Below are 14,574 nucleotides of genomic sequence, written 5' to 3' on the forward strand. Positions count from 1 at the left end.
AAAGATAACGACAACAACAAAATCAACGCATAAAGATACAATCATAACAAAAACCACCATCATCATAACTCTATAATGCAGGAATTTGTTGGTCGGTGCGATCTTGCCGCGGGCGATGCCGGTCAGGTCGCTGACCACACATTCGACTTCGGTAATCTTGTGATCTTTCAGCCAAGTGAACAGCTGATCGAAAGGGGCATTCATAAAGACCTCATTATTGGTTTTATAGACGCCGGGGAGGGCGGGTTTCATCTTCCGCCCCTTCCCCTGTGGCGCGTTGACGACTATCTTGGGCGAGCCTTGCAGTTCCATCTATCCACTTTAAGCAGCACCAAAGCGCACCAAAAGAGTGCGCAAGGTCACCCCATGACAACGTGCAATCCGCTACATGTTCAAGCGTTCAACACCGCCGATGTCGGCGAGCAAGTCCGCGCCACACCGGGCTGGGTCCAGCATTACCAGCAGATGTCGCCGGGGCATTTCGCCGGGCAGATCCGCTATCTGGACCTGCAGGGTGTCGAGGTCTATGAAGAGCAGATGAACACCCGCGTCGAGCAGAATTTCAGCGCGCCATCGGGTGCCTTGGCGTTCTGTTTTGATCGCAGCGACAACGCGCTGTATCTGCTCAACGAGGACAGCCGCAACATCTGGATCACCCCGGAGAACTACCAGGAAATCGCCGTGGTGTTCGGTCCGGAATTCGTCCGCCAACATGGTCTAGACGTGGCGAAACTCGAAGGGCTGTTCATGGCGCCGCTCAATTGCGGGCAGAACGCATTGTTCAGCCGCTGGCTGAGTACGACGCTGACGCAGTTGGCGCAAACCTTCGATCCGCCCAGTCGCGAAGCACTGACTCAGCAGTTGCTTGAAGATTGTCTGTTTCTTCTCGACAACGCGCGTGCAGGTCTTGACCGTGGCGGTTTGCAGCGTCGCACCGAAGAACGCACGATCATGAAACGCGTGGGCGAATGGGCGGCGGATTCTCCGGAAGACACCATCAATCTGCTCGAGCTTTCGCACGTTGCCGGCGTTTCGCTGCGCCAGTTGCAAGAGGCGTTCAAGGATTACACCGGTATGACGCCCAGCCATTGGTTGCGTTTGCGCCGGTTGAACAGCGCCCATCGTGAACTGCTCAAACGCGGGCCGATGGAAACCACGGTCGCCGAAGTGGCGATGCATTGGTCGTTCTGGCATTTGGGGCGGTTTTCCAGCAGCTATCGAGCGCTGTTCAATGAATTGCCGAGTGAAACGCTCAAGCGTGCGAGTAAATAAAACGCACTATGCAACCTGCGTTTTATTGCGATAAGCGTTGTTTGTTGATTGTTTATTTTCTTGTTTGTAGGCCCTGTGTGTAGGACGTGTCTTGCATATGTGGCGCGATGTTTCCTGATGACTGTCATTTTATAAAATATGATTTTGAATCAACTGGTTATGTCGGCTGCTTAGTATTTGTCCATTCTTTGAATTGCGTAAAAACGTCATCTAGCTTTCTGCGGGCCGGTACAGCGGGTGTATCGGCCTTCATGAAAAGAGGCAATCAAGATGGCTGTTCCATTGAAAGAAACAGAAAGCAGTAACAACCTTCCACAAGCAGTCGTTCATCTTATCTCCGGGCAATACCCAGGCGCTGCACGCGATGCCGGGTTATTGACCAAAGAAGATGTGATCAAGATAAAGCAGTACGTGAAAAAGGGCTTGTCACTGCCGGGTGAACTGCCTGAAGTCGAGTCCTATCTCAAGTACAAAACCATCGACGTGGCCGGTCTGGAACCAGCGGATATTCAGGTCCTGTTCAAAAAAATCCGGATTCATGCCGCCAGTTGGGATGCGGTCGAGAGCAAGATCCTCCAGCAAAGTATCGATCTGGCATCTGCCGCCAAGAACATTGTCAGCAGCGGCGGCGAGATTATTTCGGTAATCAAGGAAATGCCGATCATGGATCGGGTCAGAACCACCCTCGGGCAAATGAGCGGTAATGATCTGGCCGGCATCACCTATACATCCGATGACGGTGAAGTTGCCTCGGCGGTGGCTGAAATCATCAAGTTGATGAAAGTCGATATTCAGCGGCAACAAGGCGCGACCAAAGAGCTCAAGGATCGCATTTCCAACTTCAAGATCGAACTGGCTGGCGGTGATCTATCGAACGGCAAACGGGTATTCGGTTTGCAGTCTGAAGTGAAGGGCAAGTACGACTTGATGGAACGCAATAATCTGATCGAGTCGATTGCCACCAGCAAACAGGCGATCAAGGACAAGAAAGCCCAGATCATCCAACTGGACAAGGACTACGACTATTACGTCGGTATGTCTTTCTCTGGCGGGCTGCCGATTTTCTGGATCATTTCAGGCTCGATTTTCGGCCCCAAAGCCGAGAATGCGCGCAAGGAGCGCAATGCTCTGAAGGAAGAGGTCGACGCGTTGGAAATCGCCGTCAGCGGCAAGGAAGGTTTGCAGAGCGCCATCGAAAGTTCGATGTCGAACTTCGGCGATATCGGTATCCGCATGGCTGGCGCCGAGGCTGCGCTGAACATTCTCAATACGATGTGGCAAACGATGCTCAGCAAGATCGACTCTTCCTCGCAGCAGTTCGAACGGATCAACGACGCTTTGCGCTTGACCACTTTTGTCGCCGAGTTTGCCTTGGTGATCGACCCTTGGCGCGACGTGAAAAACACCGCAGGCGAGTTGGTCGCGACGTTCAACGATGCATTGGAAGAATACAAAAAGACCTTCAACTGATTGCCCATTTGATTCGAGGATTATTGCCATGAACGGCGTAACACCTATCGTCACCGTGCACATTCAAGCCATTGATGCGAAGAAAATCGTGCAGACCATCCGCGATATTTCAAAACTCGCGCGCTTCAGAAACGATCGCTCTGATGTTTTGCAAGAGCGGGCGCAACGCATCGCTGCTTACTTGAATAACACCGATCAAGCCCTGCGTGAATCTTTCCCGGTACTGCTGACCGCATTGAGCAATGCGAAAGGAGAAAGCTACTTCGCCGCGCTCGACGAACTGCACGAAGCATTGGGCAGGGGAGACCTGAGCCAGGAAGATCGCACGTTGATCGGCGGCGAAATTCGCAACATCAAAGGCAACATCGAAGCGATGCTCGAACGGGTCGAAACCCGGTTTCGCGAGTGCGCGCAGCGTCTGGAATATGACGTGACCAGCGTCTACAAAGTTGAAATCGAAGAACGAGCCGACGAACCGTTGCGGGTCGCCAAAGAGCGCAAGGCGCGGATACTCGCGCAGCTCAATGAACACAGTTCCAACAAGGCAACGTGCGTTGAGCAACGAGACATTCTGGTCAAGGCACAGGATGTGATTCGCGAGTTCAACCTGGCGGACATGTACAAAAATTACATTCCATCGGGTGATGCGCTGGACAAGATCGATATGGAAAACCCGAAAAAGGAAGCGGTGAAGCAGGGCATCGAACTGGTTCGCAAGGTGCTGGGGGTGATCTCGGATGGCATCAAGTACAGCGAGCTGGCGACATCCCGCAACAATCTGGACAAGGAAATTCAGACCATCAGCCAGTTGATGGATGGACTCAACAGCAATCTGGATGTGGCTGAAGATGTGTTGTCGGATGCCAATGCGGTCGCCGACATCAGCCGTCAACGGCGGGTGGCCGGCGAGGAAGTCATGGCGGTGGCCAATGTCTGGAAGGGCTTTGCTGTCGCGGTGGCACGGCTGAAGGACACTGAATATGCGCCGAGCGATTTGTCTTCACTGCTCGGTCGATATCGGGTTCACCTTGAAACCCTGAGTGCCGACTACAACACGTTGATGATTAATTGAGGGGAGGGCGCGGTTGATCAAGCGATTGACCGCGCCTGTGTCAGATTGAGCAGAAAGACCTTTGTATCGCGATTCAAGTTAATTAGAATCAGTCTCATTTGAATTCTTACTTCGCGCAGGGTCTCTTGACATGATTGAAGCAGCGACGCCATCGCAGCACAGCCTGGACGAGCTGTATCGTGATCATCGGGGCTGGCTGGAAAGTTGGCTGCGGCGGCGACTGGGCAATGCCTGGGATGCGGCCGATCTGAGTCAGGACACTTTCCTGCGTGTGCTGTGCAGCTCGCAGTCGATTATCGAAATGCGCGAGCCGCGCGCGTATTTACTGACCGTGGGTAAACGCCTGCTGAGCAATTTCTACACCCGACGCAGTCTGGAACAAGCCTATCTGAGCGCCTTGGCGAACTTGCCTGAAGAGAGTGTGCCATCGCCGGAGCTGCGCTGGGCGTTGCTGGAAACCCTGCAAGCGCTGGATGAGTTGCTCGACGGTTTACCGCGCCCGGTACGTCGAGCGTTTTTGTTGAGTCAGCTTGATGGGCTTGGTTATCGCGAGATAGCCGAGCGGTTGAATGTGTCCGAGCGCACGATCAAGCGTTACATGGCACAAGCCTACGAGCACTGCCTGCTGGTGGACTTGTAATGCGTGCTGCACCAACCAGCGAAGCACGCGAAGTCGCCCGTGCGGCGGCCGAGTGGTTGGCCTTGCTGGAGGCGGGCGAAGCCGATGCGGAAGATCACGCCCGTCTGCTGAGCTGGCGCAACAGTGACAGCCGTCACGAGAAAGCCTGGCAAAAGGCGCAATTCTTGCGCCAGCGTTTTTCCCAGCTGCCATCGGCATTGGCCATGGCTACGCTGGATCGTCCAGACCCGGCTCGTCGGGCTGCACTCAAACGTGCACTCGGTGTGGCAGCGCTGGTGCCAGCGGCGTGGTTGATCAGTCGGCAACTGCCGCTGGATGTCTGGCGTGCGGATTTGCATACCGGCACCGGCGAGCACAAACGAATGCCGCTGGCGGATGGCAGCACGTTACAACTCAACACCGCCAGCGCGGTGAATGTCGATCTCGCGACGCGTCAGTTAACGCTGGTGCGCGGTGAAATGGCGCTGAATGTCCCCGGCAGCAAGGCCCTGACTATTAATGCACCTTACGGACGGATCATCGTCAGCCGCAGCGAAGTTTGTGTGCGCCTTAACGAACGGGACTGCAATGTCTCGGTGGTCAGCGGTTCAGTAGAGTTGCAACCGCTGCACGGGCCGGTTCTGGTTCTGCGCGAAGGTCAACAGGTCAGTCTGCAAGCTTCTGGAGCTGGCTCGGTATCTGGCTTCGACGCGAATATGCCCGGTTGGCGCGACGGTGTGCTGACCGCACAAAACCAGCCGCTGGGGATTTTCCTTGCTGAGCTGAGCCGTTACCGCCCGGGGCTGTTGCGTTGGGAACCGGCACTCGATTCATTGCGTGTCACTGGCAGTTTTCGTCTCGACGACACCGACAAAGTGCTCGCGCTGCTGGCCGCCAGTCTGCCGCTGGAGGTGCATTCGCGCACTCGATTCTGGGTCACGCTGACTGCTCGAAAAAATATTGCGTGAAGCCTGTCCCTTTTTTTCGCGTCGCTGGTCATTCCAGATAAGTGAACAAAATCGAGAGCTTCTTCCAATGCCCGCAGTATTCCCAAGTCGTTTGCGTCCGTTGTTGCAGTTGAGTCTCCTGTTGAGCTTGAGCACCAGCCCGTTATTGATTGCGTCCAGTTGGGCAGATGACGCACCGCGTCGCAGTTATCAAGTGCCGGCCGGTAGTCTGAGCGCCGCGCTGACGCGTTTCGCCGGCCTGTCCGGGGTCAATTTGTCGGTAGACCCGGCGCTGGTCAGTGGCCGCAACAGCAATGGTTTGTCCGGTGAGTTTGGTGTGGAGGAGGGCTTTACCCGGTTGTTGATGGGCTCCGGTCTGCAACTGCAAGCGGTGGGCGATCAGGCTTATATCCTGACGCCTGCTCCCGAGGGCAGCAGCCTGCAACTGGCACCGACCTCGATCCTCGGTGCCAACGACTCGCAAAGCGCCGAGACCTACGCCGGCGGCCAGGTGGCACGGCGTGGTTCGCAAGGCCTGCTGGGATCGAAAGATTTCATGGACACACCGTTCAGCATGACCACCTACACCAGTGAGGCAATCGAAAACCTGCAGGCGCGAACCCTGGGAGATCTGGTCGCCAGCGATCCTTCTGTTCGAGCAACAAATCCGGCAGGCGGGCGTTATGAGCAATTCACCATCCGCGGTTTGAGTCTGTTCAATAGCGATGTTTCCTATAACGGTCTCTACGGCGTGCTGCCGACTTACACCATCGACATGGAAATGGCAGACCGCGTGGATATCCTCAAGGGCCCGAGCCAGTTGATCAATGGAATATCGCCGCGAGGCAGCGTTGGTGGCGGGATCAACGTGGTGCCCAAACGTGCCACTGACAAGCCGATCACTTCATTGACCGCCGATTATGCCTCCAACAATCAACTGGGCGGAGCGGTGGATGTCGGACGGCGTTTTGGAGAGGACAACAAGTTCGGTATTCGTTTCAACGGGGTCAAACAGTCCGGCGATACGGAATGGGATCATCAGAGTGTTGATCGTGACATGGCCGTGCTGGGACTGGATTTTCGTGGTGAGCGTCTGCGCCTTTCCACCGATGTCGGCCACACCGAACGTGATACTGACGCGCCGCAGGAGAGGGTGCAGGTCGGCGCCAATGCGCGGGTTCCGAGCGCCAACGATGTGCGTCACAACTATGCGCAAGCGTGGAGCCAGGCACGCACTAAAGACACTTTCGGCACGTTCAATGGTGAGTTCGATGTCAGCGATTCGGTGATGTTGTACGGCGGCGTGGGTGCCCGCAAAAGCAACCACGACTTCCTTCGCCATGCAGTTTCGGTGACCAACGATGCCGGTGACTTCAGTGTGCAACCGCGTGATTTTACCCGTGATGAAAACGTTCGCACCGCCACAGCGGGTGTACGTAACTGGTTTCATACCGGGCCGGTGAGCCATGAGGTCAATCTGGCCGCCAGCTACTTTTATATGGACTTCGAAAACGGCGGCGCACGTTACGCATCGGCGCCCAGCAACCTCTACAACCCGGTAGACACACCGACGCCGAATCGGCCGACGCGTCAGGACGCCAAGGTCTACACCGAGAATCGCTTCAGCGGCGTGGCACTCTCGGACACGTTGGGTTTCTTCGATGATCGATTGCTGTTGACCCTCGGCGCGCGCTGGCAGCGGGTGAAGATTGATGACTGGAGCGATGACGTCAAAGGCGACACGGCTTACGACGAGGAAAAGCTTTCGCCGTCCGGTGGCATTCTGTTCAAGGCCACCGACAAACTGTCGCTGTACGCCAACTATATGGAAGGCTTGAGTCAGGGCAAGATCGCGCCGTCGACGTCGGTGAACGAGGATGAAATCTTTCCGCCCTTCATCAGCCGTCAGGTTGAGGTTGGTGCCAAGTATGACGCCGGGGCCTACGCAGTGACTGCCGCCGTGTTCCGAATCAAACAGCCGGCTTACGAAACCAACGCCACGACACGGGTGTTCGGGCCGAATGGCAAGCGACAGAACGACGGGATTGAGTTGAGCGTGTTCGGCGAACCGCTCAAGGGTGTCCGGCTGCTGGGCGGTGTGATGTACATCGACAGCGAACTGACCAACACCACCAACGGCACGTTCGACGGCAACCGTGCACCGGCAACGCCCAAGTACAACGTCAACCTTGGCGCCGAATGGGACGTGCCGAGCGTGCAGGGCCTGACTCTGACCGGGCGCGGAATCTACTCCAGTTCGCAGTATCTGGATCAGTCCAACCAGAAGGAGATCGACTCGTGGGAACGCTTCGACGTCGGCAGCCGCTATGCCTTCAAGGTCGATGACAAGAACATCACCTTGCGTGCCAACATCGAGAACGTGTTCGACAAGCGTTACTGGAGTTCGGCCGGCGCCTCGGATGACAGCGAGCCGGGCCTGACCCTGGCGACCCCGAGAACCTATCTGCTTTCTGCCACTGTCGATTTCTGAAGTGTTGTCACCATCGTCAGGCGCAGTTTTTTTCGCGGCTGACGATGGGATCGACAGGCACATTCCCGTGTATTAACCGCGAGATTTGCAACAGTGCAGCAATGACAGATACCGCACCCGCGCTGACAGCTAATACCCAGCCAGGCATTTGCAGGAGCAGTATGAATCCTCCCGCAGCCGCACCCAGAGCGCTGCCCAGATAAAGTGCTGACTCATTCAGAGCTACAGCAAGGTTGCCATCACCCTTGTGACCGCGCGCAGCGATCAACTCGTTATTCTGCGGCACTTGCAGCGCCCAACCGACGGCCCCCCAAACGGCAATCGGGACCTTGGCAAGCCAAGGCGTGATTGCCGCGGCCGCCGGTAATGCAAACAACGAAACGCTGAGCGTCACCAGAATCAGGAACGTCAGCATAGGTCCCTTGATACGATCGACCAGCGGGCCGACGAGGAAACTGCCTGCAACACCACCCAGTCCCCAGACCCAAAGATAGGGCGTGATATTGGTGACTCCGCCATATTCCGCAGCTGCCATCAACGGCACCATAAAGGTGTACATGCCTAGACTGGCGACGGCCGCCAGCAATGAAACCATCAAAATGGTCAGCACCTTGTGATCGCCGAGCAAGGCGAGCTTGCGACTGAAGGGAATCGCTGGCCCCGCGGGAATTGCCGGTAACTTGACGACCAGACCCACCCAGGAGATGAAGCCAAGAAAGGCTACCAGCCACAGCGCCATCTGCCAGCCGAATCGTTCGGCAAGCAGCAGGCTGACTGGCACTCCAAGCACTGTTCCGCTGGCCATGCCGCCCATGATCAAGGCAATTGCCTTGCCTCTCAGTTCGGGTGCCGAAACAGCTGCCGACGCCGCGATCCCGGTCGCCAGATAGACGCCCGCACCGACGCCGGCAATGGCACGCCAGATCATCAGAGAAACAAAGTCATCGACCAAGGCACTCGCCACGTTGGCTATAACGAACAAGGCCAGCGCGACCAGCAACCCAAAGCGCTGCCGCTGTGCCGGCAGCATGGCGACGAAGACCGGGGAGCCGATGCCATACGCGAGCGTGAATGCAGTCACCAGTTGTGCCGCGACGGCCACTTGCACATCGAAGGCCTGCTGGATCATCGGGATCAGGCCAGCCGTTACGTAGGACGCCATTCCCAAAGCGAAGGCGCCGGTAGCGATCAAGTAAACCGCCGCAGTAGCCGAACGGCTTCCTTGTTGGCGATCGAGGTCTGCGTCAAGTTGGGGGTTCATACTGTGTACTCCTTGGTAGTATCGAATCTCGCGATAATCCTTCGCGGATGAACATCGACTCTGTGTTTGCGGGCCGAGCGGATTCTTTAGCAGCCTGACCGTTAGTACAATGGCCACTGTTTATGGTGTTACTGGGAGTAACTGGATAATGGAAAGGAATCTGCAGCGAACTCGACAGGACCTGGCTGAGTTTCTACGCAGTCGTCGGGAGCGAATAACGTTGGCAGAGGTTGGTCTGCCGAATACCGGCAGGCGCAGAACACCCGGGTTACGACGCGAAGAGGTCGCTGCGCTGGCGGGTGTCGGGCTGTCTTGGTACACCTGGTTTGAGCAGGGACGCGACATCAGCGTATCGCCCGCGTTTCTGGACAGTCTCTGCCAAGTCCTCAAGCTTGACGCCATGGAGCGCAAGCATCTTTATCTACTCTCTCTTCAGCGCCCACCGGTGGAGCAGGGCAGAACATGGTGCGCCGTCCCCCAGATAATTCATCGCCTGATGACGGATCTACAACTGCGACCGGCGTACGTTCTGAATCTTCGCTGGGATGTTCTGGCCTGGAATTGCGCGGCTGACAAGATCTTCAAGTTCTCTGATAAAGCACCAGAGCAGCGCAATATTTTGTGGATGCTGTTTAACGATGCACGCATGAAATCGCTGTTCAATCCTTGGGGCGATCAGGCGATTCAGATGCTTTCCAGTTTCCGCAGAGATTATGTTCACGCTTCTAAAGAAAGTGATGTGTCGTCGTTGGTGCGTGAACTGGAGGATTCGAGTCCGGAATTCAAAAACTGGTGGTCAAGGCACGACATTCATGGACCTTGCCAGGGTATTCGGCATTTATCGATTGAATCGTTCGGCGATGTCACGCTAGAACATACGACGTTGACAGTTGATGTCGAAAAGCATCTACGTCTTGTCTACTACGCGCCGGTGGAACAGGGAATTTTGCTGTTCGAATTTGAAAGATGGTTGGCAGATGAGAATGTAGAAGCGAAATTGGAAAGGAGCTGATTATCTGTGCGGAGCAGGGTAATCGGCTTCAGGTATATGCTTTATTGGTATAACTACACTAAATGATCGTTTAGTTTAGTTATATTAAATTCCTTGGAAATTAATCAGAAGGTTACGGATTCATGCATAAGCCCAACGCCCAGGCAGTGATCTCGGCGCTCGAGTTGGAGCCTCACGTTGAAGGCGGATATTTCCGCAGAACCTTTCAGGCCGATCAACGCCCGATGCTGGAAACAGAACGCGGCGAACGTTTCCTGATGACGTCGATTTATTACTTGTTGACCGAGCAATCGTCAATTGGGCGGTTTCATTTCAACGAGTCCGACATCCTGCATTTTTTCCACGCCGGCGACGCACTTGAGTACACGCTGATTTTTGCCGACGGATCATTGCAAACCTTGGTGATGGGCAGCGACATTCTGGCGGGACAGCTTTTACAAATGCATGTACCTGGCGGCATTTGGAAAGCTTCACGGTTACTGGATGGATCGAATGGGTTTGGTCTGATCAGCGAAGTGGTTTCGCCAGGGTTTGATTTCGCTGATATGCAAATGGGGGATCGTCAGAAACTGACAGCGCAATTTCCACAGCATCGAGCACTGATTGAAAAGCTGACGTTGGATGAAGATTGAGGACTGTGCAGGAGATTGAATTGCTGCGTACAACCGGGGCTATCTGGTAATACTTTGTTACGTGTAATGTATATTATGTTAAATCATGTATCTGGAAGGAGCTCCCAATGCTTAAGGTCCAACTCCCCACTTGCCGATTTTGCAGATAGACAGGAGATCTCTATAAAGGATAAAAGCTCGTCGCTATAGGTTACGCACTTCACCCTGATTCTCTCATGTCGCCATCGACCGCTAACTGGTAACAGGTCTTCCCCCAGCCTTGCCAAAAACCAACACAGAAGCCAACGCTGGCATCAGCACCAACGTCCCTATCATGTTCCAGATAAACAGCAGCATCAGCAGCATGCCCATGTCCGCCTGAAACTTGAGCGCCGAGAACATCCACGTCGCGACGCCCGCCGCCAGGGTCAACGCCGTAAATACAATCGAAGTCCCCGTGGTTTTCAGCGATTCAAGGAAAGCCTCCTGCGGCGCCAACCCCTGACGCAGAAAGCCTTCGAGCTTGCTGTACAGATAAATCCCGTAATCCACGCCAATCCCCACGCCCAGCGCGATCACCGGCAGCGTCGCAATCTTTACCCCCAACCCCATTTTCGCCATCACGGCTTCGCACAGCACCGTCGACAGATACAGCGGCGCCATCAGCGCAAACGCTACTTTCAGCGAGCGGAACTCCCACCACACGACCGCCGTAATGATGATGAAGACCAGAATCAGCATCAGCGTTTCCGCACGTTCGATGACGATATTGGTGGCTGCCTCGATGCCTGCGCTGCCGGCGGCTTGCAACAGTTGCAGTTCACCCGTGTTGTTCTCGGCGGCGAAGGCGTTGACGGCGTTGACCACGCCGGTCAGGGTTTTTGCCTTGTGATCGGCGAGGTACAGGCTGATCGGTGCGGCGCTGCAATCACTGTTGATGAACTCGCTGGCGGCACCGGAGCGCGCGGTGTTCATCACGTAGGGATCGCGCGACAATTCGGCCCATTTCGGGTTGCCTTCGTTGGTCGCCATGATCTTGAAACGCATGGCGTCGTATAGCGATTGCACCGATTCCACACCCGGCACCTGACGCATGTTGCGCGCAAAGCGGTTGGCCAGATCGGCGGCAGCGAATCGTGCGCATTGCTCTTGCGGGGTTCTGAAAATCACCACGTAAACGTCGGTGCTGGTGGTGTAGTGATCGAGCAGATACGCGTTGTCGAGGTTGTAGCGCGCTTGCGGGCGAAACTCCGGTGCGCCCTTGTCGAGGTCGCCGATTTGCAAGGTCTGGCGCGCATGGTAGCCGTAGCCGAGCAACACCAGGCAAGCGAGAATCAATGGCCAGGCAAAGCGTGGCTCACAGACGCGCGACAGCCGGGTGAACAGCGGCCAAGTGTGGTTCATCCGCCGTTGTTGTTTGCGCAACCCGGCCGGGCTGACACCGACATACGACATCAACACCGGCAGCAGGAACATCTTGGTAAACAGCGCGACAAACACGCCGATGCTCGCGGTGATCGCCAATTGCTGGATCACGCCGATGTCGACCACCATCAAGGTGATGAAGCCAACAACGTCCGCCAACAATGCCGTCGAACCCGGCAGAAATAAAGCTCTGAATGTGCGGCGCGACGCCTGCAACGACGTCGCGCCATTGCCCACTTCCACCATCATCAGATTGATATTCTGCACGGCGTGGCTGATGCCGATGGCAAACACCAGAAACGGAACCAGAATCGAATACGGGTCGAGGCCGAGCCCAAACAGGCTGAGCAGGCCGAGTTGGCAAAGCACCGTCAGCAAACAGGTCAGTACGGTGACGGCGGTGCTTCGCCAGCAGCGGCAATAGGCGTACAGCAACAGCGTGATGAGCCCGACGGTGATGGCAAAGAACAGCGCAATATCGCCGAAAGCGGCCAACAGATCGCCAATGATCTGCGCGAAACCGATGACCCGGATATGCACGCCTTGGGCGTCGAAGCGCTCGCGCACCTGCTGTTCTAGATTCTGTGCGAGTACGCCGTAGTCCAGTGGCTTGCCGGTTTGCGGGTCGTTCTCCAACAACGGCACGCGGATTACCACTGACTTGAAGTCGTTGCCGACAAAACTGCCGAGCATGTTGGCTCTTACAATATTTTGCCTGACTTGCGCGAGTGCCTGCGGCCCGCCATCGTAATCATCCGGAATCACACGCCCGGCGCGGATGCCCTCGTTGGTGACTTCGGCCCACAACGCATTGGGCGTCCACAGTGACTTGAGGTTACCGCGATCGACGCCGGGCACGTAGAAGATCGCATCATTGATTTCGCGCAGGGTTTCAAGGAACGCCTTGTTGACGATATCGCCCTGCGGATTTTCCACTACGACGCGCAACACGTTACTTTGCGGGCGCAGTACATCTTCGAATTTCAGGTAGTTGGCTACAAAAGGATGATGCATCGGAATCATCCGGCTGAAACTGGCATCCGGGCGCAACGACAGCGCGGCGAATCCGAGCAACAACGACACCAGAGCAAACACAACGAGTACCGTTTTGCGGTAGCCGAACAATGCATGTTCAAGATGCCCGACCAAACGCGCAGCGAGGCCTGCGTGATGCACATCGACATTCAGATTGGCGTTCATTGCAGGTGCTCCTTGAGCTCTGCCAAGGATTGGACTTTGAGACCTGCGCTGCCGATCAGCGCGACTTGCGAGGCGGACATCTGCCCCACGCCAAGTAACGGCAAGCGGCTGGACGAACGCCAGACTTTGAAGTGTTCGCCGTCGTCGCTGTACAACACCATGCCACCCTGCCCGGCCAGCAAAACACTGCCGTCCACAAGTTGCTGCCCGCCATACAGCGCGGCTTTGACTGGGTTGACCAGTGCTTGCCAAGTGGCGCCGGTGTCGTGGCTGGTAAACAGCACGCCGCCAAACCCCATGGCCAATACGTTGCCGTTTTTCAACGCCAACAGTTTGTAGATAGATGCAGGCCCAAGCGTGATCGGTGTTTGCCAGTGCGCACCGTTGTCCGCCGAGCGATACACGCGCCCGCCCTCACCCGCGATCAACAAGGTGCCATCGGCCAGACCGAGAATCGCATTCAGGTGCAAGCGATCCGGGTTGTCCACGCGAGACTGATATTGCCAACGACGGCCAGCATCGACCGTCGACAACAACACTCCGTAAGAACCCACCGCCCAACCTTGATTGGCATCGCGAAACCACACGTCGAGCAAGGGCCGCGACGCGCCGCCGGCAGTCGCCGCCTTGGCGTCGTCGACCGCGAATTGCGCATTTTCCAGCGCGAGGCCTAGCGCGCTGTCATCCGGATGCGCGGCTTTTTCTTCAAGCAGTCGCTTCACTTCACCTTCGGCAGACTCATTGAGCAGAGCGTTGATCTCGTTGCCGTCGAGCTGCTTTTGCCAGGTCTCGCCGCCGTCAGCGCTGTGCAGAATCACCCCGTCATGCCCCACCGCCCAGCCGTTTTGGCCGTCGGCGAAATGCACGGCCGTCAGCAACAAATCCACGGGCACTTGGGCTTGTTCGACCCGACCATCCGCGCCAAGCAACAGAATATGGCCGCTGTCACCGACCATCACCTGGCGGTCGGGCAATGTCTGAATCGACGTCAGCGCCGAGCGACTGGCCGCATCCGACATCGGCGACGGGCGTTGCAGACGATCCGGGGCCGCAACGGCCAGACTGGCGCTCAACAAGAACGCCAAGCCCAGTGCCGGCGGCGAAATCAAACTTTTCATCGCGAAGTTGTCTCTGGAATAAAGGGCGCAACACTCGACGTGGCCGTTTGCACGACCACGCTTATTCACTCGTCAG

11 protein-coding genes and 1 pseudogene are annotated in these 14,574 nt (G+C 56.2%); 8 read left to right on the forward strand and 4 right to left on the reverse strand.

The window, feature by feature from the left end; all coding sequences use genetic code 11:
* Nucleotides 1–252, reverse strand: a pseudogene (locus ACIOZM_RS00265) (glutamine synthetase); the annotation flags it as partial.
* Nucleotides 253–366: 114 nt separating this feature from the next.
* Here ACIOZM_RS00265 and ACIOZM_RS00270 point away from each other — a divergent pair.
* From ACIOZM_RS00270 to ACIOZM_RS00295, 6 genes are all read left to right on the forward strand, one after another.
* Nucleotides 367–1,272, forward strand: coding sequence for a helix-turn-helix domain-containing protein (locus ACIOZM_RS00270; RefSeq protein WP_401208034.1), 906 nt, complete (start codon nt 367–369; stop codon nt 1,270–1,272).
* 270 nt (nt 1,273–1,542) lie between these two features.
* Nucleotides 1,543–2,742: an alpha-xenorhabdolysin family binary toxin subunit A gene (locus ACIOZM_RS00275; protein ID WP_401208037.1), complete on the forward strand. Its 1,200-nt coding sequence runs from the start codon at nt 1,543–1,545 to the stop codon at nt 2,740–2,742.
* 28 nt (nt 2,743–2,770) lie between these two features.
* Nucleotides 2,771–3,814, forward strand: a complete 1,044-nt coding sequence (locus ACIOZM_RS00280; RefSeq protein WP_401208040.1) for an alpha-xenorhabdolysin family binary toxin subunit B — start codon at nt 2,771–2,773, stop codon at nt 3,812–3,814.
* Between the two features lie 130 nt (nt 3,815–3,944).
* Nucleotides 3,945–4,454 carry a sigma-70 family RNA polymerase sigma factor gene (locus ACIOZM_RS00285; protein WP_401208043.1) on the forward strand — a complete coding sequence of 170 codons (510 nt, stop codon included), beginning with the start codon at nt 3,945–3,947 and terminating at the stop codon, nt 4,452–4,454.
* Nucleotides 4,454–5,401: a FecR domain-containing protein gene (locus ACIOZM_RS00290; RefSeq protein ID WP_401208045.1), complete on the forward strand. Its 948-nt coding sequence runs from the start codon at nt 4,454–4,456 to the stop codon at nt 5,399–5,401. The genes ACIOZM_RS00285 and ACIOZM_RS00290 overlap by 1 nt, the downstream gene beginning before the upstream one ends.
* A 67-nt stretch (nt 5,402–5,468) precedes the next feature.
* A complete protein-coding gene (locus ACIOZM_RS00295; RefSeq protein ID WP_401208048.1) occupies nt 5,469–7,871 on the forward strand; it encodes a TonB-dependent siderophore receptor in 2,403 nt (800 codons plus the stop codon).
* A gap of 16 nt (nt 7,872–7,887) precedes the next feature.
* On the opposite strand, the gene ACIOZM_RS00300 is transcribed toward ACIOZM_RS00295, so the two are convergent.
* Entirely contained in the window at nt 7,888–9,132 is a 1,245-nt protein-coding gene (locus ACIOZM_RS00300) for an MFS transporter (protein WP_401208051.1), read from the reverse strand.
* A 148-nt stretch (nt 9,133–9,280) separates the two neighbouring features.
* Between ACIOZM_RS00300 and ACIOZM_RS00305 the strand changes: the two genes are divergently transcribed.
* On the forward strand, nt 9,281–10,144 hold the full coding sequence (locus tag ACIOZM_RS00305) for a helix-turn-helix transcriptional regulator (protein WP_401208054.1): 864 nt from the start codon (nt 9,281–9,283) through the stop codon (nt 10,142–10,144).
* Nucleotides 10,145–10,266: 122 nt separating this feature from the next.
* Nucleotides 10,267–10,776 (forward strand): cupin domain-containing protein, encoded by a 510-nt coding sequence (locus ACIOZM_RS00310; protein WP_401208057.1) that lies wholly within the window; start codon nt 10,267–10,269, stop codon nt 10,774–10,776.
* A 231-nt stretch (nt 10,777–11,007) separates the two neighbouring features.
* Here ACIOZM_RS00310 and ACIOZM_RS00315 read toward each other — a convergent pair whose 3' ends face one another.
* Nucleotides 11,008–13,380, reverse strand: coding sequence for an RND family transporter (locus ACIOZM_RS00315; protein WP_401208060.1), 2,373 nt, complete (start codon nt 13,378–13,380; stop codon nt 11,008–11,010).
* Entirely contained in the window at nt 13,377–14,498 is a 1,122-nt protein-coding gene (locus ACIOZM_RS00320; protein WP_401208062.1) for a WD40/YVTN/BNR-like repeat-containing protein, read from the reverse strand. Before ACIOZM_RS00320 ends, ACIOZM_RS00315 begins: the two co-directional genes overlap by 4 nt.
* Between the last annotated feature and the right edge of the window lie 76 nt (nt 14,499–14,574).

Source organism: Pseudomonas sp. NPDC087346 (genome assembly GCF_044744235.1).
In the GTDB taxonomy this organism is placed as follows: domain Bacteria; phylum Pseudomonadota; class Gammaproteobacteria; order Pseudomonadales; family Pseudomonadaceae; genus Aquipseudomonas.

Coding starts and splice junctions, on each gene's coding strand:
- ACIOZM_RS00300 (WP_401208051.1), bottom strand. CDS start 9,132: ATGAACCCCCAACTTGACGCAGACCTCGATCGCCAACAAGGAAGCCGT.
- ACIOZM_RS00305 (WP_401208054.1), top strand. CDS start 9,281: ATGGAAAGGAATCTGCAGCGAACTCGACAGGACCTGGCTGAGTTTCTA.
- ACIOZM_RS00275 (WP_401208037.1), top strand. CDS start 1,543: ATGGCTGTTCCATTGAAAGAAACAGAAAGCAGTAACAACCTTCCACAA.
- ACIOZM_RS00280 (WP_401208040.1), top strand. CDS start 2,771: ATGAACGGCGTAACACCTATCGTCACCGTGCACATTCAAGCCATTGAT.
- ACIOZM_RS00295 (WP_401208048.1), top strand. CDS start 5,469: ATGCCCGCAGTATTCCCAAGTCGTTTGCGTCCGTTGTTGCAGTTGAGT.
- ACIOZM_RS00310 (WP_401208057.1), top strand. CDS start 10,267: ATGCATAAGCCCAACGCCCAGGCAGTGATCTCGGCGCTCGAGTTGGAG.
- ACIOZM_RS00290 (WP_401208045.1), top strand. CDS start 4,454: ATGCGTGCTGCACCAACCAGCGAAGCACGCGAAGTCGCCCGTGCGGCG.
- ACIOZM_RS00270 (WP_401208034.1), top strand. CDS start 367: ATGACAACGTGCAATCCGCTACATGTTCAAGCGTTCAACACCGCCGAT.
- ACIOZM_RS00320 (WP_401208062.1), bottom strand. CDS start 14,498: ATGAAAAGTTTGATTTCGCCGCCGGCACTGGGCTTGGCGTTCTTGTTG.
- ACIOZM_RS00285 (WP_401208043.1), top strand. CDS start 3,945: ATGATTGAAGCAGCGACGCCATCGCAGCACAGCCTGGACGAGCTGTAT.
- ACIOZM_RS00315 (WP_401208060.1), bottom strand. CDS start 13,380: ATGAACGCCAATCTGAATGTCGATGTGCATCACGCAGGCCTCGCTGCG.